Below are 20,715 nucleotides of genomic sequence, written 5' to 3'. Positions count from 1 at the left end.
CCCGTTTTGTTCTTTTCTCTCCGCGGGTTGGGGGGGGGGGGTGTGCCCCGGCGGGCGCGCGCGCCCCCACCCCTCGGTGCTTTCCACCCGCGCGAAGAAGAGCGGCAGACCTACCGGTCCGCCTCTTCCTCGCCACCCGTACGCTCGCACCGCCGGGTTCCACTCCATGGCGTACCGGTCGGACTCGACGACCTCGTGACCCTCTTCCCCGGGGCTGTTCTGCCAGGCGCCTCTCAGATGCCCAGCCGGAGCGCCACCGAGATCCCGCCCGCCACGAACCCGACGCCGACCAGCATGAACACCCACTGGACGCCGTGCCCGTAGCCCTCTATACGCATCCGTTCGGGCCGCCGGGGGTCGTACCGGATCCGGACGGGGGTTCCGGGCCTGAACCTGCCCACCCATGAACGCCCGTAGGGCGACTCGACCTCCATACGGCGGCCGTCGGCGGTCGCCCATCCGACGACCGGGCGGTGGATCCGGCCGCCCTGCCCGTTGGACGTGGTCTCCAGCCGGACGACATGGCCCTCCGCCCGCACTCCGTCGCGGCGCAGGGTGAAGGTCCGCCAGAAACCCACGAACCCGATCGTGAAGACCATGGCGCCCACAACGGCGAACACCAGCGGGAACAACCAGCCGGACACAGAGCACACTCCCTCGCCGCGCCCCTCGCGGACGCCGGTCAACCTACCCGCACCTCGGAGCGGCTCACCCCGTCCGACGGCCCGCCACCCCTACTTCACAAGTCCGCCGAACACGGTAGGGGTGTACTCAGCAACACCCCAGAGCCGGGTCGTACGCCCAATGTGCCCGCGTCCGGACCTGCGTAACTTCTTACCCGTGGCACAGAGAGTGTCCAGGGGAAGGAAAGACCATGTTTCGTCGTAGGAGTACGACCGGAGCGAACAGGAGCCAGGCGGCCCTGCGCCTGGTCAAGGTCGCGAAGGTCTACGGCACGGCCGAGAACGCCGTGACCGCTCTCGACAGCGTGTCCCTGAGCCTTTCCACCGGATCCTTCACCGCCGTCATGGGGCCCTCCGGCTCCGGCAAGTCCACTCTCCTCCAGTGCGCGGCCGGTCTGGACCGGCCCGACAGCGGCCAGGTCGTCGTCGACGGTGACGAGGTGACGGGCGGCAGCGAGGCCGCGCTGGCCAAGTTCCGCCGGCGCCGGATCGGCTTCATCTTCCAGCAGTACAACCTCCTGCCCACCCTGAACGTCCTGCAGAACACCGTGCTGCCGCTGAAGCTCGCCGGCCGCCGTATCAACAGGGGCCGTGCCAGGGAGATCCTGACCCAGGTGGGTCTCGGTGACCGCCTCGGCCACCGGCCCGACCAGCTCTCCGGCGGCCAGCAGCAGCGCGTCGCCATCGCCCGCGCCCTGGTCACCGAACCCAGTGTGATCTTCGCGGACGAGCCCACCGGCGCCCTGGACACCCGCAGCGCGCGTGATGTGCTCCGGCTGCTCCAGGAGACCGTACGCATCCACGGACGCACCGTCGTCATGGTCACCCACGACCCGGTCGCCGCCTCCTACGCCGACTCCGTCCTCTTCCTCGCCGACGGGCGCCTGGCCGGACACCTCAACCGGCCGACCGTCGACGCCGTCGCGGAACGCCTCGCGCACCTCGGCGACGCCGTCCACCGCCGGCCGATGACCGTGGGGGTGTGAGCGATGTTCACCCTGGCCATGCGGTCCCTCGTCCAGCGCCCCGGGCGCCTCGTCGCGACCCTGCTCTCCGCGTTCCTCGGCTCCGTCATCATCATGTCGTTCAACTCGATGCACGACACGGCCGGCGGCGCGAACATCGACGACCGCAGCTCCGAGACCCTCACCACCGCCGCGACCGTGGTCGGCGGCTACGGCACCCTCCTCGTCTTCTTCGCCATCGCCTCCACGCTCACGGTCAACGTCCGTCAGCGCGGCGAGGAGATCGCCCTGCTCCGCAGGACCGGTGCGACACCGGCCCAGATCAAGCGGATGATCGTCGTCGAGTCGGCCGCCGTCGCGGTGGTCGGCATGGTGCTGGCGATCCTGCCCGCGAGAATCGGCGGCGAGCAGCTCCTCGACATCTTCAAGGACACCGATCAGGTGGCCGGGAGCGTGGACTTCGTCTTCGGTCCGGTCGCCCTGGGCGCCGGGGCGAGCGTCGGTCTGATCGCCGCGATCGGGGCCTCGTTCCTCGCGGTGCGCCGGTCCACCAAGGCGGCGGCGGGCGGCGCGGAGCCGCGTGGCCGGGGACGTACCATCGGCGGCCTCGCCGCTCTTCTCCTCGGCATCGGCAGTGTCAGCACCACCTTCGCCTTCGACAAGACGGACGACGCGCTCATGGCCGCCCCCGCCTACGGGGCGATCCTGATCTCGGTGGGATTCGCGGTCTTCGCGCCGGCCCTGCTGACCTTCGTGCTCGGCAAGTTGGCGCGACCGATCACCTTCTTCACCGGCGTGAGCGGTTATCTGACGGTGCACAACATGCGCCGGCGCGCCTCCCAACTGTCCGGTGTGCTGATGCCGCTGATCCTCTTCATCGGCATGGCCACCGCCACGCTCTACATGCAAGCTGTCCAGAACGACGAACTGGACACCTCGGGCATCACCCGGTCCGTCGACGACAAGAGCCTCGAAACCCTGAACTTCGTGGTGGTCGGGATCATCGTGGTCTTCGCCTGCATCATGCTGATCAACACCCTGTACGCGGCGACCACTTACCGCACCAGGGAGTTCGGCCAGCAGCGCCTCGCGGGGGCCACTCCCTTCCAGGTGCTCCGCATGGTCTTCATCGAGTCCCTGGTGCTGACCGTGACCGGCGCCTTCTTCGGCACGATCGCCGCCGCGGCCGGAGCCGTCCCGTTCAGCAGCGTCCGGGTCGACGCGGTCCTTCCCGGCCAGGGGCCGGGGATCTGGCTCACCATCGTCGGGATCGGTGCCGCGGCGACAGTCGTCACCAGCGTGGGTACCGCGTACCGCGCACTGCGCACCCCAGCCGTCGAGGCGGTGTCGCTCGCCGCCTGATGCACCCCCCCGCTCAGGCGCGGAGACGACATTCGCTCACGCCGCAAAGGGCAGCCGCATCCAGCGGCTGCCCTTAGTGGCGTTCCCGGCCAAAAGCGTTCCCGGCCGGTGGCGTTGCCCGCCCGGCTGCCGGCCTCACGGCCGGTGCCTGCCGGCAGCCGGGCGGGACTCAGGCCGACTCGGACCCGTTGATCTTCTCTATGGCCTGCCTGGCGTGCTCGCCCGGAGTGCGGCCGGCCAGCGCCGACACCGGGGCCGGCGTCGGCGTCCCGACGGGCCGGCCGGGTTCCTGCGGGGGCTTCGCGTGCGAGGCGGAGCGGCTGCGCAGCCGGTGGCTCACCGCCTCGTCGAGGCTCACGGGCCGCTGCAACTGGAGAGCCAGGCGCCCGGCCTCCTGACCGAGCGCGGCGACGTCCTCCCACTGGAGGCGGACGACGAGACGGAGCTCGGCCTCACCGTCCGGGAGGGCTTGAAGATTGCTGAACTCGTTCATGGACCGGTCTCCTCGACAGGGCGGCGGACGAAGGTGCACACAGGGATACGGGCAGCTCCCCCGGCATGTTCAGGAACTCGGCCCCCGGTACGCTGACCGTTCTATGCGCCGCTTCCCCCACTCCGGTCCCACGCTGCGCGGCCGGACCTCCGTCGTCTCGGCTCTTGCCATGGTGACGGCCCTCGCGGGCGCCGCGGGCTGCGCGGCCGAGACCGGGGCACGGGACGACGGCCCGGCGCCCTCCCTCTCGCCGCCGGTCAGCTCCGCGCCGCTGTGGCCCGACTACGCGCCCCCTGTTCCGCCGACGAGCGGGGACGAGGCGAGAAAGCAGCTGCGCGAGCGGTATCTGCCGGTGAAGGTTGCGGTTCCGGCGGGCGGGCTCAGGAAGCTGCCGGCGCCGCGACTGCTGGAGAACGACCCCAACGTGCCGGAGTTCGTACGGGCCGCGGCCCGCGACTGCCCCGGAGCCACGTGCGGTCTGCGCGACCCCGTCTACAAGGACCTGACCGCCGACGGGCGCGACGAACTGGTCGTGGCCCTGGACGAGCCGGCCTCCGGGCTGACCCTCATCCAGGTCTACCGGGCCTCGGGCGACTCCGTGCGGCCGGTGCTGATCAGCTGGGGCCCGGTCGGCCTCACCGGCGAGACCTTCGGCACCGATCTGATCCTCACGTCGGCCGGTCAGAACGGCCAGATCACCACCCGCTACCGGTGGAACGGCGAGGTGATGACCGTCGAGAATCCGTGGAAGACGTCGGACGGCGCGCGGGCGCCCGACCCGCTCGCTCCCGAGACCGCGGCGCCGCACGAGGCCAAGCCGGTTCCGGGGTCCCGGACCGGCACGGACGGGGGCGTCGGGAGCGGCGCGGAGATCGGGGGCCTGACACCGTGATGAGGTCGGCACGTCCGTCGCCGCCCGCCACGGCGGCCGAGGCGCATCTGCTGCTGGTCGAGGACGACGAGGTGATCCGCAACACCGTCCGGATGCTCCTGGAACGGTACGGATTCACCGTGTCCACGGCCGGAGACGGGCTCACGGGGCTGGAGATGTTCCGCGAGACGGACCCCGATCTGCTGCTGCTCGACGTCATGCTGCCCGATCTCGACGGCATCGGACTGTGCCGCCGGGTGAGGGAGTTGAGCCTCGCGCCGATCCTGATGATGTCCGCGCGCGGTGACGCGCTGGACGTCGTCGCGGGGCTGGAGGCGGGCGCCGACGACTATGTGGTCAAACCCTGCGAGAGCGCGGTCCTCGTCGCCCGCATCCGCTCCCTGCTGCGCCGGGTCTCCTTCTCACCGGCCGGGGCCGGCGCCCCGGGTGGGACGGGCCGCGCCGGTGACGCCGGCCGGGCGGACGCCGCCGTGCTGGCCTTCGGCGATCTGACGGTCGACACCCGGGGGATGGAGGTACGGCGCGCCGGACAGGTCGTCGCGCTGACGCCGACCGAGCTGCGGATGCTCCTCGAATTCGCGGGTTCACCCGGAGTCGTACTGGAGCGCCGGACCCTGCTCAGCCGGGTGTGGGACCACGCCTGGCACGGTGACACCCGGGTCGTCGACCTCCATGTGCAGCGCCTGCGGGCGAAGATAGGCGCCGACCGGATCGAGACGGTCCGCGGTTTCGGCTACAAGTTGCGGCGCTGACCATGCCTCTGAGATGGCGGATCGCGGCTCTGGTTGCGGCTGCCGCCTGTGCGGTCGCCGCCGCTGTCGGCGTACTGGTGCACGAGTTCTCCCGCAACCGCGAGCTGTCCCAGGCGCGGGACGCCGCCCGTGTCACTCTCGACCGGGCGGCGGTGACCTACGCGCGTACCGGTGACGTCCAGGGATCGGGCGCGGCCCTCGACGCGCCGGGGCTGCCCGCCGAACTGGGGGACCTCGTCGCGAAGGGGCGCCGGGGAACGGAGTTCACCACGGGGCCCGCCGGGCCGGAGATGTGGGCGGCCAGACCCGCGGGGGACCGGGTGCTCTCCGTACGCGTCGGCATGAGCGGCACGATGCGCGACATCGGCGCCCTGGACGCGAGCATCGTCGTGGCCGGTCTGATCACCACCGCCGTGGTGCTGCCGCTGGGGGTGCTGACCGCGGCGCGGATGAGCCGCAGGCTCCGTACGGCGGCCGCCACCGCGCGTCGTATCGCCGCCGGGGATCTGGACGCGCGGATCGCGGCGGGGGCGCGTCCGCGCGACGAGATCGCGGACATCTCCACGGCCGTGGACACGATGGCCGGCGCGCTCCAGAAGCGGCTCCTCGGCGAGCAGCGTTTCACCGCCGACGTGGCGCACGAGTTGCGTACGCCGCTGATGGGGCTGGTGACAGCGGCCGAACTGCTTCCGGACGGCGAGGCGGCCGGGTATGTGCGTGACCGGGTGCGGGTGCTGAGCGCGCTGGTCGAGGAGTTGCTGGAGATATCGCGGCTGGACGCGGGAGCCGAGCACGCGGATCTGTCGCCGTGTCCGGTGGGGGCGTTGGTACGCGATGTGGTGGCGCGTACCGGGCTGGAGGCGAAGGTCCTGGAGGAGACGGGCGCGGACGGGGAGAGCGGGGCGGACGAGGAGCCCGCGACCGTACGGACCGACTCACGGCGGCTGGAGCGCATCCTCACCAATCTGGTGGTCAACGCGCACCGGCACGGCCGGGGCCCCGTCGTGATCACCGTGTCCGCCGACGGCAGGACCGTCGCCGTGCGCGACCACGGTCCCGGCTTCCCCGGGTCGCTGCTCGACGACGGCCCCCAGCGGTTCCGGACCGGCGCCCGCGAGCGTGGAACGGGACATGGGCTCGGCCTCACGATCGCGCTGGGGCAGGCCCAAGTCATCGGCGCCGCGCTGGAGTTCGGCAACGCGCCCGACGGCGGCGCCGTCGCGACGCTCCGGCTGCCCGAGCGGACCTGTCCGGCGATCGGGGACGAACCGCCCCTGGAGGCGCGCCCGGTGGACGGCTGATACACGGCCGATACAACTCCGCGTGGCGGCCTACACGTTCCGTCGCCCTGACGAAGATCTTCGGCGCCGAGGATGACGCCATGCGTACGCGTCTCCGTCGACTCCTCACCTGGCGCAAGGCCCTCGTCGCCTTCGTCACCCTGTGTCTGACCGTCATCGCGGCGTTCGCCGTGCTGTATCTGGTCATCGACATTCCCAGACCCAACGAGCAGGCGAAGGCGCAGAGCAACGTCTATCTGTTCGCCGACGGCAGCAGACTCGCCCGTACCGGTGAGGTCAACCGTGAGCCGGTACCGCTCGACAGGGTGCCCGAGGACGTGCGGCGGGCGTTCGTCGCGGCCGAGAACAAGGACTTCTACAGCGACTCGGGTGTCTCCTTCTCCGGCACCGCGCGCGGCGTCCTCACCACGCTGACCGGCGGCGGCACACAGGGCGGCTCGACCATCACCCAGCAGTACGTGAAGAACTACTACCTCAGCCAGGAGCAGACGGTCTCGCGCAAGGTGAAGGAGCTGTTCATCTCCCTCAAGGTGGACCGGCACAACTCGAAGGACGACATCCTCGCGGGATATCTCAACAGCAGTTACTACGGACGGCTCGCGTACGGCGTCCAGTCCGCCGCGCGCGCGTACTACGGCAAGGAGGTCGAGGACCTCGGTGTCGAGGAGGGCGCGTATCTCGCGGCGCTGCTCCAGGCTCCCAGCCGGTACGACTGGGCCGTGGCCTCGCCCGCCGACAAGAGGATGGCCAGGGCGCGCTGGGGCTATGTGCTGGACAACATGGTCGGCGAGGGATGGCTCGACAAGGCCGGCCGGGAGCGGATGCGGTTCCCGGTGCCCGTGGCGCCGAAGGTGTCGGCGGAGCTGGCCGGGGAGGCCGGATATCTGGTGGACACCGCCCGGCGTGAGCTGATCGCGGCGGGGGTCGGCGAGCAGGAACTGGCGGGCGGCGGCTGGCGGATCACGCTGAACATCGAGCCGGACAGACAGCGGGCGCTGCGTGACGCGGTGGCCGCCGGGCTCGCCTCGTCGGGCACCGGTCCCCAGCGGATGGCACCGCGGCCCGATCCGGACCGGCAGGTGGGCGCGGTGTCCGTCGATCCCGGGTCCGGGCGGATCGTGGCGCTGTACGGGGGCGACGACTACTTCAAGCACTATCTGAACAACGCGACACGCGCGGACTACCAGGCGGGTCCGACCTTCGCGCCGGTGGTGCTCGCCGCGCAGGTCGAGGCCGAGGAGAGCCGGCGGTCGCGGGCGGACCGGGACATGATCAGAGAGACCGCGAAGAAGCTGGGGATGACGGCGGACCCGGCCGGCTTCGCGGCGCCGCAGGCGACGTCCCTCGGGCTGATGGGGGCGAGTCCGCTGGAGATGGCCGGCGTCCATGCCACGCTGGCCAACGACGGCAAGAAGGTGACGCCGTCGATCGTGAGGTCGGCGAAGCGGGGCGAGCGGACCGTGGAACTGCCGGACCCGACCGGTGACCAGGTGGTCGGCAGCGTGTCAGCGGAGTTCGCCCACGCCTCCGTCTCGGGGAGGGTACGGCCTGCCGGGACCATCGGGCCGGAGAAGTCCGTCCCGCCGCTGGGCGGCGCGGTGGAAGCGGGTGGGCGCGCGGGGGCGTCGGGCCGCACCGACGACGGGAAGGCGGACTGGTTGATCGGCTCGGCGCCGGGGGAGGTGACCTCGATCGCGCTGTTCGGGGAGAGGGCCGGGACGGGGAAGCAGGTGACGCTCAAGGGTGTCGAGGACGGCCTCACGGAGCAGATCTGGGGTGCCTATCTCAAGGCAACGGCCTCCGGGCCTGCCCGGGGCGATTCTTGACGGTGTGTCAGAGGTGATATCAGAAGCGGTGTGTCGGAAGCGGTGCGCCCGCCACGGGGGTGAGGCGGTGCGCCCGCCCCGCCCCACCCCCGTGGAAGCGGGACGGCGCGCACCGTCACCGTCCGGGACGCTCCCCCCGTACGTTCAGTCGCCCGCCCCGGGCCGCTCGTCCAGCTCGTCGGGGAACTCCCGGTCCCCCGCGCGCGGCGGCTGCGGGCCGTGACTCGTCATGATGACCGTCTGTTCGACCCGTACCATCCGGAACACGCCCTCCGCGATGATCACCTGGTCCTCACCGCGTTCGACGGCGTCGGCCGCCCGGCCGAACCGGCCGGCGAACTCCCCCGCGTGCGCGCCGCGAGCGCGCAGGACGGCGCCGAGATCGAGCCGCGCCTCCTCCTCGAAGGGCACGGCCGGGAACAACTGCCGCCAGCCGTCCTCCTCGTGGACCATGGCGGAGTAGGCGGTGTAGTGGGAGACGGCCGTCCGCTCCCACTCGGGACCGTCCACAAGGAACTCCTTCCGGAGCTCCTCCTCACGCTTCCCGACCTCCAGCAGCCGCCGGGCCGCCACGTCGTCGAATCCCTCTTCTGCGCTCGCGTCCATGCCCCCAGCGTGCCGCACCCCAGGGCGCCGGGCGCGGGGAATCAGCTATATGCCGGAGTCATGGCCGCCAGACGCCGGTGCGGGCGGCGTCGGCGGCGAAGTCGGCGAAGTCCTTGGGCTTACGGCCCAGGGCCTCCTGGACGCCGTCCACGAGGTGCGCGTTGCGCCCGTCGGTGATCAGTTCGAAGAGGTCGGCGAAGTCCACCGGGGCGCCGACCGAGAGGAGGAAGTCGCGGTAGTCGTCGAGCGCGACGGGCCTGTAGGCGATCTCCCGGCCGGTGGCCCTGGACAGTTCGGCCGCGATCTCCGCGAAGCCGAGCAGCCGGGGCCCGGAGAGCTCGTAGGTCCTGCCGATGTGCCGGCCGTCGGTCAGTGCGGCGACGGCGACGTCCGCGACGTCGTCCACGTCCACGAAGGGCTCGACCGCGTCACCGGTGGGCAGGGCGAGCTCTCCCGCGAGTACGGACTCCAGGAAGAAGCCCTCGTCGAAGTTCTGGTTGAACCAGTTGGCCCGGACGACGGTCACCTCCCCGCCGCTCTCCTTCACCCTCTCCTCGGAGATCCGCGCGCCCTCCTCGCCCCGCCCGGAGAGCAGGACCAGCCGGCGCGCGCCCGTGGCGACGGCGCGCCGGGCGAGTGCGCCGACGGCCTCGGCGGCGCCGGGGAAGGCGAGGTCCGGGTAGTAGGAGATGTAGACGGCTCCGACGCCCTCCAGCGCGGCGTCCCAGGTGTCGGGCTCCTCCCAGACGAAGGGGATCTCACTGCCGCGCGAGGCGGTCCGTACCGGCAGACCGCGCTCGACGAGGCGCGCCGCCACGCGCCGCCCGGTCTTGCCCGTACCGCCGGTGACCAGGATCGTCCCCGCGTCCGCCGTCGGCGTGTCCTCGCTGCTGTCCGTGTGCTGTGTCATGGCTCAAGTCAAGTACGGGCCGGGCCGGCCGCACATGGTCGAGAAGCTCACCCGCATACGCGTGCGTCCAGGGCACGTGGCGAAGAGGCGCGCGATCAGTCCTGTACGGCGGCCAGTTCGCGCACGGTCGCCATGTCGCTGAACGGGATCAGCGTGTCGCCGACGGTCTGGTAAGGCTCGCTGCCCTTCCCCGCGATCAGGACGACGTCGTCCCCGCCGGCCGCCGAGAGGGCGAACTCGATGGCCGCGCGGCGGTCCGCGTACCGCTCGAAGCGGGTGCCGGTGGCCACCAGGCCGGGCGTGATCTGGTCGAGGATCGCCTCGGGGTCCTCGTGACGCGGATTGTCCGATGTGAGGACGCAGAGATCGGAGTGCCTGCCGGCGATCTCGCCCATCTCCGCCCGCTTGGTGACGTCACGGTCGCCGCCGCAGCCGAACACCGTGACGACCTTGCCCGTGGCGAAGTCGCGGATGGTGCCCAGCACCTTGTCGAGCGAGTCCGGGGAGTGGGCGTAGTCCACGATGACCGAGGTGCCGCGCGGGGTCTCGAAGCGTTCGAAGCGCCCGGGGATCGGCGGCATCCGGTCGAGAGCCGTGACCAGCCCGCGCAGGTCGTGCCCCAGCAGATGGCAGGCGGCGACGGTGGCGAGGGCGTTGGCCACGGAGAACCGGCCGGGTACGGGGATCGCCACGGGGTACTTGCGGCCCGCGTGGTGCAGCGTGAAGCGCGTGCCGAAGGCGTCCGTCGTGAGATCGGTCGCCCGGTAGTCGGCGTCGGTGTCGAGCGCGTACGTGGTCACGGCCCCGGGCATGAGCGCGCCGATTCCGGCGCCCACCGGGTCGTCGATGTTGACGACGGCCCGTCGGCAGAGCCCTTGGAACAGCCGGAGTTTGGCGTCCCGGTAGTTCGCCATGGTGCCGTGGTCGTCGAGATGGTCCTGCGTGAGGTTGGTGAAGACGCCGACGTCGATGTACGAGTGGTCGACCCGGTGCGTCAACAGCCCCATGGAGGTGGCCTCCAGGACGACGGTGCCGACGGCCCGGTCGCGCATGACACCGAGCAGGTACTGGAAGTCGGGCGACTCGGGGGTGGTGAGCACCGAGCGGGGCATGGGGATCAGTTCGTCCCCGATGCGGCTGCCCGCCGTGCCGATGACACCGACGACGGCCCGCTCGGCGATCCGCAGCACGGACTCGACCATGTACGACACCGAGGTCTTGCCGTTGGTCCCGGTGATGGCGACCATGTCCATCGAGAGCCCGGGATCCCCGTGGTAACGGGAGGCGACGACCGCGGCGGCTGTCCGGGTGTCCGGTACGCGTACGACGCAGACGGCCGGGTCGGACGTCCAGGCGGGTACCGCCGTCTCGGCCGTCGCCGCGTCGACGAGCACGGCGACCGCGCCGCGCGCGAGCGCGGGTCCGACGGACTCGGGGCCGCCCTCGCGGTGGCCGGGGACCGCGATGAACAGCGATCCGGGTGACACCCGATGGGCGTCGAAGCAGATTCCGGCGGTGATGACCGTACCGGGGTCGCCCTGCAGAATCTCGTGGTCGTGCCCGACGAGCAATTCGCTCAGCTTCACAGGGGATCCTCTCGAAGGTACGGCTCGGCCGCCGTGCGGCGGTCACGTGGAGGCGCCGACGGCACGCCGAAGCGTCGCGGGGGTGGGGCGCGGGTGCGGGGTGCGGGTGTCGCTGGGGACGGCGGTGCGGCGGGGGGAGGGAGTTCGGCTCTGCACAAGGGTGGGGACGAGAAGAGGACGCCTCGGGGTGGGATCCCACCGGGCGTCGGAGGCCGAGAGTCGGCGTCGAGGTTGCTAGCCGTGGCCGTGCAGGGCGTGGCACAGCGCGCACGAGGCCGGTCGGGGGCCCTCCGGCGCAGCGTGTGTATTACCCATGGGTGCAGTGTACGTCCCGTTGGCCGCTCCCGACTCCGTCGTTGCGTGCGGAAGCCGCGTGAGACCACCCGGTGGGCGACGCGGGAACGCCGACGGACGGTTCCCGGTGGTGGTCACCGGGAACCGTCCGTGGGTCGTGACGCGCGTTCCTTCCGGCTGTCGTCCCCGCGTGTGCGAGTGACGCGGACTCAGACCTTCCGGCCGGTGCCACCGCCGCCCGCCGCGACCTTGATGCCGCCGGTGATCTCGTCCATCACGGGCAGCTTCGGCGCCTTGTCGTTGATGTCGAATCCGGAACGCACGATGATCAGCATGTCCTGTGCGCCGGGGGCGGGTGAGGGGAAGGCGAGCGACTGCACGTACCCGTCGTCACCCTTGCCGGTGACGACCTTCCACCGCACCAGATAGCCCTTCTCGCCGGCGACGGTCACCGCCTCGGACCTCAACTCCTGGTGCGAGGAGATCTCTCCGTAGCTCTCGCCGCCGTAGGACTCCTCGGCGTTCTTCTTGATGTCGCCGCGGGCCGCCGCCTTCGCGGTGGTGGCCTTGATCTCCAGCGCCACGGCAGGAAGGGAGTTCACCCCGCCGCGTACGCAGGACTCCTCCGGGTTTCCGGGGCACGGGTGCTCCCCCGTGCTCACTCCGGCGCCGACGGGGCCCGACTGGCCGGTCCAGCCTTCCGGCACGGGGATGCTGATGCCGCTGGCCATGTCGGTGGCGTAGCCGTCCTCGGTCGGTATCTCCTGCCGGGGTCCGCCCTCCTCGCCCTGGCCGCCGTCGCCCCGGCCGTCGTCGGGCGCGCCGCGGTCACCGGGCGACCGTGATTCGTCCGGTGCGGGCCGGTCCTCCTGGCCGGGCCTGCTGGGACCGGTGGAGGGGTTCGTGCCCGCCTTGTCCACCGAGTCGTCGCCGTCGTCGCCGAGGAGGAGGAAGCCACCGACGACCGCGAGGACCACCACGGCCGCCGTGGCGCCGAGGGCGATCCGCCGGCCACGGCCGCCACCGGTCGACGGTGGCGCCGCCGGGTAGGGCGGCATGCCGGGCGAGCCCAGTTCGGACGGTGCGCTCCAGGCCGCGGCCGAGTCGGGCCGGACCATGTCGGTCCAGGCCGACCCGTCCCACCACCGTTCCTGGAGCGGGCCTTCACCTTCATGTCCTGGGTCCGGATACCAGCCCGGCGGCGTCGTCTGCGTCACCCACTCACCATAGGCATATGGTCCGACGAAGCTGGTGAGAGGCCGATGAGAAATGGGCGGACTTCACGCTCCGGCCATGGAAACGATGCCCCGGATCACCCCCAGGGACAGCAGGTCCTGGGGTCGTAGCCCGAGCTGGTCGGCCGTCGCGCGGGTCTCCTCGGGGGGCCGTTTGAGGATCGCCGTCGCGAGCTCGGGCGCGATGACGGAGAAGTAACTGTCGGGTGTGGCCCAGGTGTTGTCCGGCGCCGCCAGGGCCAGCGCACCGCCGGAACCGCCTTCGCCGATCAGCAGGCTGGTGACGGGCACGCGGGCGGTGGCCACGGCGGCGAACATCTCCGCGATCGCGGCGCCCGCCCCCGAGCGTTCGGCCTCCGCGCCGTTCGCCGCTCCCGGTGTGTCGATGAGGGTGAGGACCGGCAGCCCCAGCCGGTCGGCGAGCCGGACCAGCCGGGCGGCGGTGCGGTAGCCGGCCGGGAGGGTCGCGGTGCCGCACTGGGCGGCGTACGCGACCGTGCGGCCGTCGCGCAGGCCGAACCCGCAGAGTGTTCCGGGGTCGGTTCCGCCGGCGCGATCGCCGTTGACGGACTCGCGGATGGTGAAGTACGCGTCCAGGTACGCCTCGGCGCGCGGTCGTCGGGGATCGCGGGCCAGGCTCACCGCGTCCCAGCCGGTGGCGGGCGGCGCCGTGTGCCCGAGCGCGGCGGGCGGCTCGGCCGCCGGTACCGGTCCGGGAGCGGTACCGGCGGTGCCGCCCGTCAGCAGCGTCAGCCATCGGCCGACGCTCCCGCCGAGGTCCTCGGGCCGTACCACCGCGTCGATATGACCCGCCGTCAGCTGCGCCTCGGCGGTGTACGCGTACGGGTCGGCGTCCGGCGGTCTCACCCGCGAGCCCGCGAAGCCGATCTGGGCGCCCGGCAGGGCCAGGATCACATCGGCACCGGCCCCGAGGGTGGCCCAGCCGCCGCCCGTCGTGGGGTCGCGCACGACCGCGATCTGGGGCAGTCCGGCGGCCCGGGTGAGCGCCGACTGCGCGGCGACACGCTGGAGTTGGAGCAGCGCGCGCATGCCTTCCTGCATCCGGCTGCCGCCGGTCGCGATCAACGAGACGACGGGCAGGCGCCGTTCACGGGCATGGGTGTACGCGGCCTCCAGCCGGTCCCCGGTCCGCTCCCCCAGCGAGCCGCCGAGATAGCCGAACTCGAAGGAGATCAGGACCACTTCGGTGCCCCCGACGCGTGCGGTGCCGCAGATGACGGACTCGTCCTCGCCGGTGCGTTCGGCGGCGCGGGCGCGGGACGCGTCGTACCCCTCCCAGGCCAGAGGTCCGTCCACGGCGGACGTCCGCTCCGGTGCGGGCAGTTCGGTGAAGCCCCCGGGCCGCGCGGAGCCGCCCCGCGCGCTCGTCCCCGTGGTGAGGAGGAAGATCGCCTCGCGCGCGCTCATGCGCTCACCCATGGAGGGCCCTCTTCATGATCTTGCCCATGTCGTTGCGGGGCAGCGCCTCCAGATACCGCACGGTGCGGGGCCTCTTGTGCGAGGCGAGCTGCGCCGCGACGTGCGCGGCCAGTTCCTCGGCCGACGGCGGGGCGTCCGCCTGTACGGGGACCACCCAGGCGACGATCCGCTCCCCCAGGTCCTCGTCGGGCTCCCCCGTGACGGCCGCCTCGCGTACACCGGGGTGCTCCAGCAGCACGTTCTCGATCTCGCCGGCCCCGATCTTGTAACCGCCGCTCTTGATCAGATCGGTGGCCTTGCGGCCGACGATGCGGACATAGCCGTCGGGGTCGCGGATCGCCATGTCGCCCGTACGGAACCAGCCGTCGTCGAAGGCGGCCTCCGTCGCGTCGGGGCGGTTCAGATACTCGCTGAAGAGGTTCGGGCCGCGCACCTGGATCTCGCCGACGGTCTCACCGTCGTACGCGGTAATCTCGGCGCCCGCCTCGTCGACCAGCCGCAGTCCGACTCCCGCCAGCGGTACGCCGACGGTGCCGGCGCGCGGTTCGCCGTCCACACGCACGCTGGTGTTCATCAGGGTCTCGGTCATGCCGTAGCGCTCGATCACGCGGCGCCCGGTGGCCGCCGCGATGCGCTCGTGGTCGTGCACGGGCAGCGCGGCCGATCCCGACACCAGCAGACGGGCGCCGGCGAGGGCCTTCGCGAGCCCGGGATCGTCGGCGAGCGCCTCGGCGATGCGGTGGTACATCGTCGGTACGCCGAAGAGCATCGTGGCGCCGGAGGACAGCTCCCGGGCCACCCCGTCCGTGTCGAACCTGCCGAGATGGCGGACGGAACCGCCCCTGCGCAGCGGACCGAGGATGCCGAGGATCAGGCCGTGGACATGGAAGAGCGGCAGCGCGTGGACGAGTACGTCGGACTCGGTCCACTGCCAGGCGTCCTCCAGCGCGTCGAGGGTGGCGGCCACGGCGCGGCGGGGCAGGACGACGCCCTTGGGGGGTCCGGTGGTGCCTGAGGTGTAGACGATCAGGGCGGGTGATTCGGGGGACGGCTCGGCGGGCAGGGCGGCCCGGTCCCCGGTGTCCGTGAGATCGGCGCCGTCGGTGATGTCCGTGTCGATTCGCGGCAACTCCGCCAGGATCGGCGGCAGTTCGGCCCCGCGGTCGGCGAGGACGAGGGCGGGTGAACTGTCCGTCACGATGTGCGTCAGCTCCCGCTCGCCGGTCTTGGGGTTCACCGGCACCACGGGCACCCCCGCGAGCAGCGCGGCCACCACGCCCACCGCCGTGCCGAGGGTGGGCGTGGCCCAGACGGCGACCCGTGGCGCGCCGGCGATCCCGACGGCCAGGGAACCGGCCGCCGTGGCCAGTTCGGCGTGGCTGAGCGTCTGGTCGCCGAAGCGCAGTGCGGGCCGAGAGGAACCCGCCGCGAGGGCCGGGAAGAGAGGGGACACGCGTCGTTCTCCTTGCTGTCGACAAGTCTGACCGGTCGTCATGGTGACGGGGTCAGCCGAAGCCTGGCACGACCAGCACGAGCCATACGGCCGCGGGTACCACCGCCACCACGATGCCGCCGTACACCATCAGCTGCCGGAAGAAGCGTTCCCGGTCGACGTCGGGCGCCGCGGCGAGTACGAGGGCGCCGTTGGTGGAGAAGGGGCTGACGTCCACGACCGTCGCGGAGACGGCAAGCGCGGCGATCATGCCGACCGCCCCGATCTCGCCCTGGGCGAGGAACGGCACGGCGAGCGGGATGAGCGCGCCCATGATGCCGACGGAGGACGCGAACGCGGAGATGATGGCGGCGATGTAGCAGAGCAGCACGGCGGCGAGCAGCGGGACCCCGATGTCGCCGACGGCGTTGCCGGCGTACTCGATGGTGCCCATCTCCTCCAGGACTCCGACATAGGTGAGGACACCGCAGATCAGCAGCACGGTGGGCCAGGCGACCTCGCCGACCGCCTTGCGGCTCGTGTCGGGCCAGAAGGCGCTCAGGACGACGGCGAGGGTGATGGCGCAGAGTCCGGCGTCGAGGTCGAAGGCGAGGACGGCGACGACGAGTGCCGCGAGGGCGGCGAGTGTGGCGATACGGGGGGTGGTGAGGCCCGAGACGTCGGTGGGGGTGTCGGCGTCGCCGCTGCCCTTGTCGCCGGCGTCGGTGGCGGTGCCCGTGCCTTTGCCGGGGTCGGTGCCGGTGTCGCGGCCCTTGAGCTTCAGCCCGCCGAAGAGGACGAAGACGATCGCCGCGATGATCAGGTTGACGACGAGGGAGGCGAGGAAAAGCACGAGTTCGTTCCCGGGCAGGTTCTCGCGCTCCACCACTCCGTTGACGATCGAGCCGTAGATGCTGATCGGCGAGAAGCCGCCGGCCTGGGCGCCGTGCACGACCAGCGCGCCCATCAGCAGCGGGCTGATCCCGTACCGCGCGGCGAAGCTCAGTGCGATGGGCGCGACGATCGCGACGGCCGCGGGGCTGACCGCGCCGATCGCGGTCAGGGCTCCGGTGAGCGCGAACATCACCCAGGGGATGAGTGCTATTCGGCCACGGACAAGCCGGATCGAGGCGTGCACGAGCCAGTCGGTGGTGCCGTTGGCGCGGGCGATGGCGAAGAGATAGGTGACTCCGACGAGCACCACGAACAGGTCGCCGGGGAATCCGGCGAAGATACCGTCCGCGTCCAGGTCGGCGACGAGTTCGCCGACCCCGAAGGCGGCGGCGAACGCGAGCGCGCCCATGTTGATCGAGCGGGTCGTGGCGATCACGAAGACGACCACGAGTACGAGGATCGAGATCAGTTCGGCGGACATCGGGGGCTCCCGTCCCTGGGTCCCGTTGATTACAGGCCAACCGGTATTGGCCAAGTGGCTGGACCACTTTGAGCATCGGTCCGCCGGGGCGTCAAGGGATTCGACAGGAATTGGCTCAGCCACTTGGCCGCGCGGTGTTAGGCTGCGAAAGACCAGTTATGGGGGGTTCGTGTGTCCGACGCACTGCGGCCGATGACCCGGCCGCGACTGTACGAACAGGTCCTCGACAGGCTCCGCCGCCATGTGGCGGACGTCGATCTGCGGGCGGGCGACCGACTGCCGCCCGAGCGCGAACTCGCGGGCCGGCTCGGCGTCAGCCGGGCCTCCGTGAAGCAGGCGATCGTCGTCCTGGAAGTGCAGGGACTGGTCGAGGTGCGGCACGGCGGCGGCACCTATCTCGTACGCGACAGCCTCGACGTGGAGCCGGTCGAACGGCTCGTGGAACGCAAGCGCAGGCTGCCCGACGCACTGGAGGCACGCGAGGCCCTGGAAACCAAACTCGCCGAACTGGCCGCCGAGCGCCGTACGCCGGAGGATCTGACGGCGATGCGCTCGGCCCTCGACCACATGGCCGCCGAGATCGAGGCGGGCGACCACGGCGTCGATGGCGACCGGCTCTTCCACGCGGCGGTGACGGCGGCGGCGCACAGCGGTCTGCTGGCCGAGTTCATGCGCTCCATCGCGGAGCAGATCACCGAGAGCCGCAACGAGTCACTGCGCCAGCCGGGCCGCCCCCAGCGCTCGCTCGTCCAGCACCGCGCGATCCTCGAAGCGATCGAGACGCAGCGCGGAAAGGCCGCCGCGACGGCGATGCGCCGCCATGTACGGACGGTGGCGAAGGTACGGCTTCTCGACTGGAATCCGGGCGACGACGTCTGAGCGGGGCTCTCCCCTGTCGCCGGAGTGCGCGGTCACGGCGCCGGAGACAGGGCGCGACGACCTTCCGGGAGCCGGCCGGGGCGTTCGCGGCTATGGCGCTCGGGGCTGGGCCGTACGTACGGATCGTCCGCGCCGGACAGAGGGGCGGGGCAGGAGATGGGGAGCCCCGGCTGGTTCGGGGGATGGACCAGCCGGGGCCGCTTGTGTGGTCGCGGAGTCGTCACTTTCCCCTCCGCGACCACGTAAAGATGAACGCTCAACCACGCTGCGGTGTTCCCCCGGCGCAGGTGGGGGCCTGTGAGCCGCGCCACGGGTGCGCCTCCCCGTGCCACCGGCGGTCATTCCGTTACGGGGGCGCGCCCCCGGGCGCGGGGAGGCTCGGGTGATGGGATCGTGGAGCCGGACCGGCCGGAGAGGCCGTCCGCAGGCCCCGTACCTCAGAGCCTCGGCACGAACGAACGGATAGCACCCATGGGCGAGTTGATCCTCATCAGACACGGCGAGACCGAGTGGTCGCTGTCCGGACAGCACACCAGCAACACGGATCTGCCGCTGACCGCCAACGGTGAGAACCAGGCCCGCGCCCTGGTCCCCGTGCTGGCCGACCGGACCATCGGTCTGACCCTGGTCAGCCCCCTGGCACGGGCCCGGCGCACCGCCGAACTCGCCGGGCTGCGCTCCACCCGTATCTGCCCCGACCTGCACGAATGGGACTACGGCGGCTACGAGGGCATCACCACCGATGAGATCCGTCGCACCCGACCCGACTGGAACCTCTGGACGGACGGAACGGTCGCGGGCCCCGGCGGACACCCGGGCGAGAGCCCCTCCGACGTCAGCGACCGGGCGGACAGGGTGCTCGCCGAGGTTCACGCCGCCGCCGAACGCGCGAGTGACGAGGACGTCGCCCTCGTGGGCCACTCCCACTTCCTCCGGGTGCTCACCGCGCGCTATCTGGGGCTCACCGCCGCCCAGGGCACGCTCTTCCAGCTGGAGACCGGGACGGTGTCCCGGCTCGGCACGGAACATGGCAATCCGGTCATCACCGCATGGAATCTGGCGCTTCCCGAGAGCCTGATGCGCACCCTCCAGGATCTGCCCCAGGGCGTCTGAGGGCGGGCCGCACCCACAACATTCATTCACATACATAGCCCCGCCGGTCACGAACGACCGGCGGGGCGTAGTCATTTACACCCTTAGAACCATATGCACTTTCATGCACATGAACTCCGTCAAGTTCCGCTGAATCTCTTGTTGCTTGACGTGGACACTTCTACTCTGATGCGACTCCAGCGCCACGCCCCCACCGAAACGGAGAAGTGAGACGTGCCCGGAATGAAGCGCACCGTCACTGTTCTCTCGGCCGCCGCAGCGATGTTGCTGACGGCACCGAACGCGTACGCGGAAGTCGAACCCGGAGGGTGGACCTCGACCTCGCCCTCCTTCACCGTCCAGGAGAGGGGCTGCGGCCAGGTCGACAACCTGACCTTCACGCTCACCTGCTCCACCGCCAGCGGCGACCAGCGCGCCGAGCGCAGGTACGCCACCTACACCGGAGGCACCCGGCAGTTCGAGGGCTACTTCCGGATAGCGAGCATGGGCGGCACCCGTATCAGTCTCAAGCAGACGTTCAACGAGTCGGCCTCCGGCCCGTTCTTCATGCTGGCCGGCGAGCGCGGCGGACGCCTGTACGCGGTGCACGGCGGCACCACCCTGTCCAACGCCGGCACGGTCGGCGCCACGGTCCGGGTGAACACCGTCCACCAGGTGGGCAGCCAGCATCGTACGTACATCAACGGCTCGCTGAAGCACAGCTACGCGAGCCCCGGCGGCAGCTTCTACGACAAGTTCGGCGCCTACCGCACGGACAGCGGCAGCGGACCGGCCACCGTGGTGTGGAGCGGTGTGAAGTTCTGGCGCAAGTAAGGCGGTTGAGGCACTTCCCCGGTCCGGTGACCGCATCCGCCGCGCGCGGTCACCGGACACGGGACACCCCTCGACGGTCCCCCAAGCCCCCAGCCCGGCCCAGCCCGAAGGACGGACGCCGTGCTTCTCCGACTCCGCGCCACGACCGCCGCCGCTCTGACCGCTCTCACGACCCTCACGGTCCTGACGCTGACCGGCTGCTCGTCCGAGCCGGACACGGCGGAGAAGCCCCCGAGGGCGAGCACCGGCCGGCTCGCGGCCACGCTCGACTCGCCCATCGACATCACGCTGCGCTGGAAGGACGACGAGCCCGGCATAGCGGGGCGGACGGTGGAGTTCGCCACGGAGAAGGCCGGGCCGTACACGGTGCTGGAGTTCATGCCGCCGGGCCGTACGACGTACCGCCATCCGGATCTGATGCCGGAGACGCCCTTCTACTACCGGCTGCGCCCCTACTTCGGCCCGGCGTCCGCACCGGTCGAGGTGTCGCTGCCACCGGGCGAGCCCACCGAGGCGGAACTCGACGACAACCAGGAGTGGATGACCCCGCGTACGGTCAGAGGTCCGAAGGTGACGACGGCGCCGCTGACGGCGCGGGGCGCGGGCTCCGCCGAGACCGACGCCGCAGCCGCCCCCACCGGCCTCGAGCCGACCGTGATGCACGCGACCGGCATCAAGTTCACCTGGGAGGACCGGGCCTCCGGCGAGGACGGCTATCTGCTGGAAGTGCGACAGGCCGGCAGCAAGGGCTACCGGCC

19 protein-coding genes are annotated in these 20,715 nt (G+C 71.4%); 10 read left to right on the top strand and 9 right to left on the bottom strand.

The window, feature by feature from the left end:
• Positions 1 to 233 precede the first annotated feature (233 nt).
• Complete coding sequence (locus tag ACFWU9_RS18040) at positions 234 to 644, bottom strand: DUF3592 domain-containing protein (RefSeq protein ID WP_384319389.1); 411 nt, start codon at positions 642 to 644, stop codon at positions 234 to 236.
• Between the two features lie 230 nt (positions 645 to 874).
• Here ACFWU9_RS18040 and ACFWU9_RS18035 point away from each other — a divergent pair, with 230 nt between their 5' ends.
• Together ACFWU9_RS18035 and ACFWU9_RS18030 are read left to right on the top strand one after the other, a co-directional pair.
• The gene (locus ACFWU9_RS18035) at positions 875 to 1,669 is read left to right on the top strand and encodes an ABC transporter ATP-binding protein (protein ID WP_384319387.1); all 795 of its coding nucleotides are present in this window, start codon (positions 875 to 877) and stop codon (positions 1,667 to 1,669) included.
• A gap of 3 nt (positions 1,670 to 1,672) precedes the next feature.
• A complete protein-coding gene (locus ACFWU9_RS18030; RefSeq protein ID WP_384319385.1) occupies positions 1,673 to 3,010 on the top strand; it encodes an FtsX-like permease family protein in 1,338 nt (445 codons plus the stop codon).
• Positions 3,011 to 3,179: 169 nt separating this feature from the next.
• Here ACFWU9_RS18030 and ACFWU9_RS18025 read toward each other — a convergent pair whose 3' ends face one another.
• Complete coding sequence (locus tag ACFWU9_RS18025) at positions 3,180 to 3,503, bottom strand: hypothetical protein (protein ID WP_384319383.1); 324 nt, start codon at positions 3,501 to 3,503, stop codon at positions 3,180 to 3,182.
• Between the two features lie 103 nt (positions 3,504 to 3,606).
• Between ACFWU9_RS18025 and ACFWU9_RS18020 the strand changes: the two genes are divergently transcribed.
• The 4 genes from ACFWU9_RS18020 (at position 3,607) to ACFWU9_RS18005 (ending at position 8,274) form a co-directional block, all read left to right on the top strand.
• Complete coding sequence (locus tag ACFWU9_RS18020) at positions 3,607 to 4,395, top strand: hypothetical protein (protein WP_384319381.1); 789 nt, start codon at positions 3,607 to 3,609, stop codon at positions 4,393 to 4,395.
• A complete protein-coding gene (gene cseB, locus ACFWU9_RS18015; protein WP_384319379.1) occupies positions 4,395 to 5,147 on the top strand; it encodes a two-component system response regulator CseB in 753 nt (250 codons plus the stop codon). Before ACFWU9_RS18020 ends, cseB begins: the two co-directional genes overlap by 1 nt.
• A gap of 2 nt (positions 5,148 to 5,149) precedes the next feature.
• Positions 5,150 to 6,448, top strand: coding sequence for a sensor histidine kinase (locus tag ACFWU9_RS18010; protein WP_384319377.1), 1,299 nt, complete (start codon positions 5,150 to 5,152; stop codon positions 6,446 to 6,448).
• Positions 6,449 to 6,528: 80 nt separating this feature from the next.
• Positions 6,529 to 8,274 carry a transglycosylase domain-containing protein gene (locus tag ACFWU9_RS18005; protein WP_384319375.1) on the top strand — a complete coding sequence of 582 codons (1,746 nt, stop codon included), beginning with the start codon at positions 6,529 to 6,531 and terminating at the stop codon, positions 8,272 to 8,274.
• Between the two features lie 144 nt (positions 8,275 to 8,418).
• Here the strand turns inward: ACFWU9_RS18005 and ACFWU9_RS18000 are convergent, their stop codons facing one another.
• From ACFWU9_RS18000 to ACFWU9_RS17970, 7 genes are all read right to left on the bottom strand, one after another.
• Positions 8,419 to 8,880, bottom strand: a complete 462-nt coding sequence (locus ACFWU9_RS18000; protein ID WP_384319373.1) for a DUF5954 family protein — start codon at positions 8,878 to 8,880, stop codon at positions 8,419 to 8,421.
• A gap of 58 nt (positions 8,881 to 8,938) precedes the next feature.
• On the bottom strand, positions 8,939 to 9,790 hold the full coding sequence (locus tag ACFWU9_RS17995) for an NmrA family transcriptional regulator (protein ID WP_384319371.1): 852 nt from the start codon (positions 9,788 to 9,790) through the stop codon (positions 8,939 to 8,941).
• Between the two features lie 95 nt (positions 9,791 to 9,885).
• A complete protein-coding gene (locus tag ACFWU9_RS17990) occupies positions 9,886 to 11,376 on the bottom strand; it encodes a UDP-N-acetylmuramoyl-L-alanyl-D-glutamate--2,6-diaminopimelate ligase (RefSeq protein ID WP_384319369.1) in 1,491 nt (496 codons plus the stop codon).
• A gap of 503 nt (positions 11,377 to 11,879) precedes the next feature.
• Positions 11,880 to 12,887, bottom strand: a complete 1,008-nt coding sequence (locus ACFWU9_RS17985; protein ID WP_384319367.1) for a DUF2510 domain-containing protein — start codon at positions 12,885 to 12,887, stop codon at positions 11,880 to 11,882.
• Between the two features lie 63 nt (positions 12,888 to 12,950).
• A complete protein-coding gene (locus ACFWU9_RS17980) occupies positions 12,951 to 14,345 on the bottom strand; it encodes a carboxyl transferase domain-containing protein (protein ID WP_384319365.1) in 1,395 nt (464 codons plus the stop codon).
• On the bottom strand, positions 14,338 to 15,798 hold the full coding sequence (locus tag ACFWU9_RS17975; RefSeq protein WP_384319363.1) for an acyl-CoA synthetase: 1,461 nt from the start codon (positions 15,796 to 15,798) through the stop codon (positions 14,338 to 14,340). Before ACFWU9_RS17975 ends, ACFWU9_RS17980 begins: the two co-directional genes overlap by 8 nt.
• Positions 15,799 to 15,850: 52 nt before the next feature.
• On the bottom strand, positions 15,851 to 17,152 hold the full coding sequence (locus ACFWU9_RS17970) for an SLC13 family permease (RefSeq protein ID WP_384319361.1): 1,302 nt from the start codon (positions 17,150 to 17,152) through the stop codon (positions 15,851 to 15,853).
• 171 nt (positions 17,153 to 17,323) lie between these two features.
• On the opposite strand from ACFWU9_RS17970, the gene ACFWU9_RS17965 reads away from it, so the two are divergent.
• The 4 genes from ACFWU9_RS17965 to ACFWU9_RS17950 form a co-directional block, all read left to right on the top strand.
• Positions 17,324 to 18,031 (top strand): FadR/GntR family transcriptional regulator, encoded by a 708-nt coding sequence (locus tag ACFWU9_RS17965; RefSeq protein ID WP_384319359.1) that lies wholly within the window; start codon positions 17,324 to 17,326, stop codon positions 18,029 to 18,031.
• A gap of 471 nt (positions 18,032 to 18,502) precedes the next feature.
• Positions 18,503 to 19,144: a histidine phosphatase family protein gene (locus tag ACFWU9_RS17960; RefSeq protein WP_384319357.1), complete on the top strand. Its 642-nt coding sequence runs from the start codon at positions 18,503 to 18,505 to the stop codon at positions 19,142 to 19,144.
• A gap of 222 nt (positions 19,145 to 19,366) precedes the next feature.
• The gene (locus tag ACFWU9_RS17955) at positions 19,367 to 19,957 is read left to right on the top strand and encodes a hypothetical protein (RefSeq protein WP_384319581.1); all 591 of its coding nucleotides are present in this window, start codon (positions 19,367 to 19,369) and stop codon (positions 19,955 to 19,957) included.
• Between the two features lie 120 nt (positions 19,958 to 20,077).
• Positions 20,078 to 20,715: fibronectin type III domain-containing protein (locus tag ACFWU9_RS17950; protein WP_384319355.1), on the top strand; the 638-nt coding region annotated here is incomplete at its 3' end.

Source organism: Streptomyces sp. NPDC058653 (assembly GCF_042716895.1).
Lineage (GTDB): Bacteria > Actinomycetota > Actinomycetes > Streptomycetales > Streptomycetaceae > Streptomyces.
The sequence above is the reverse complement of the archived record's forward strand: the minus strand, read 5'-3'. Positions and strand labels throughout refer to the sequence as shown.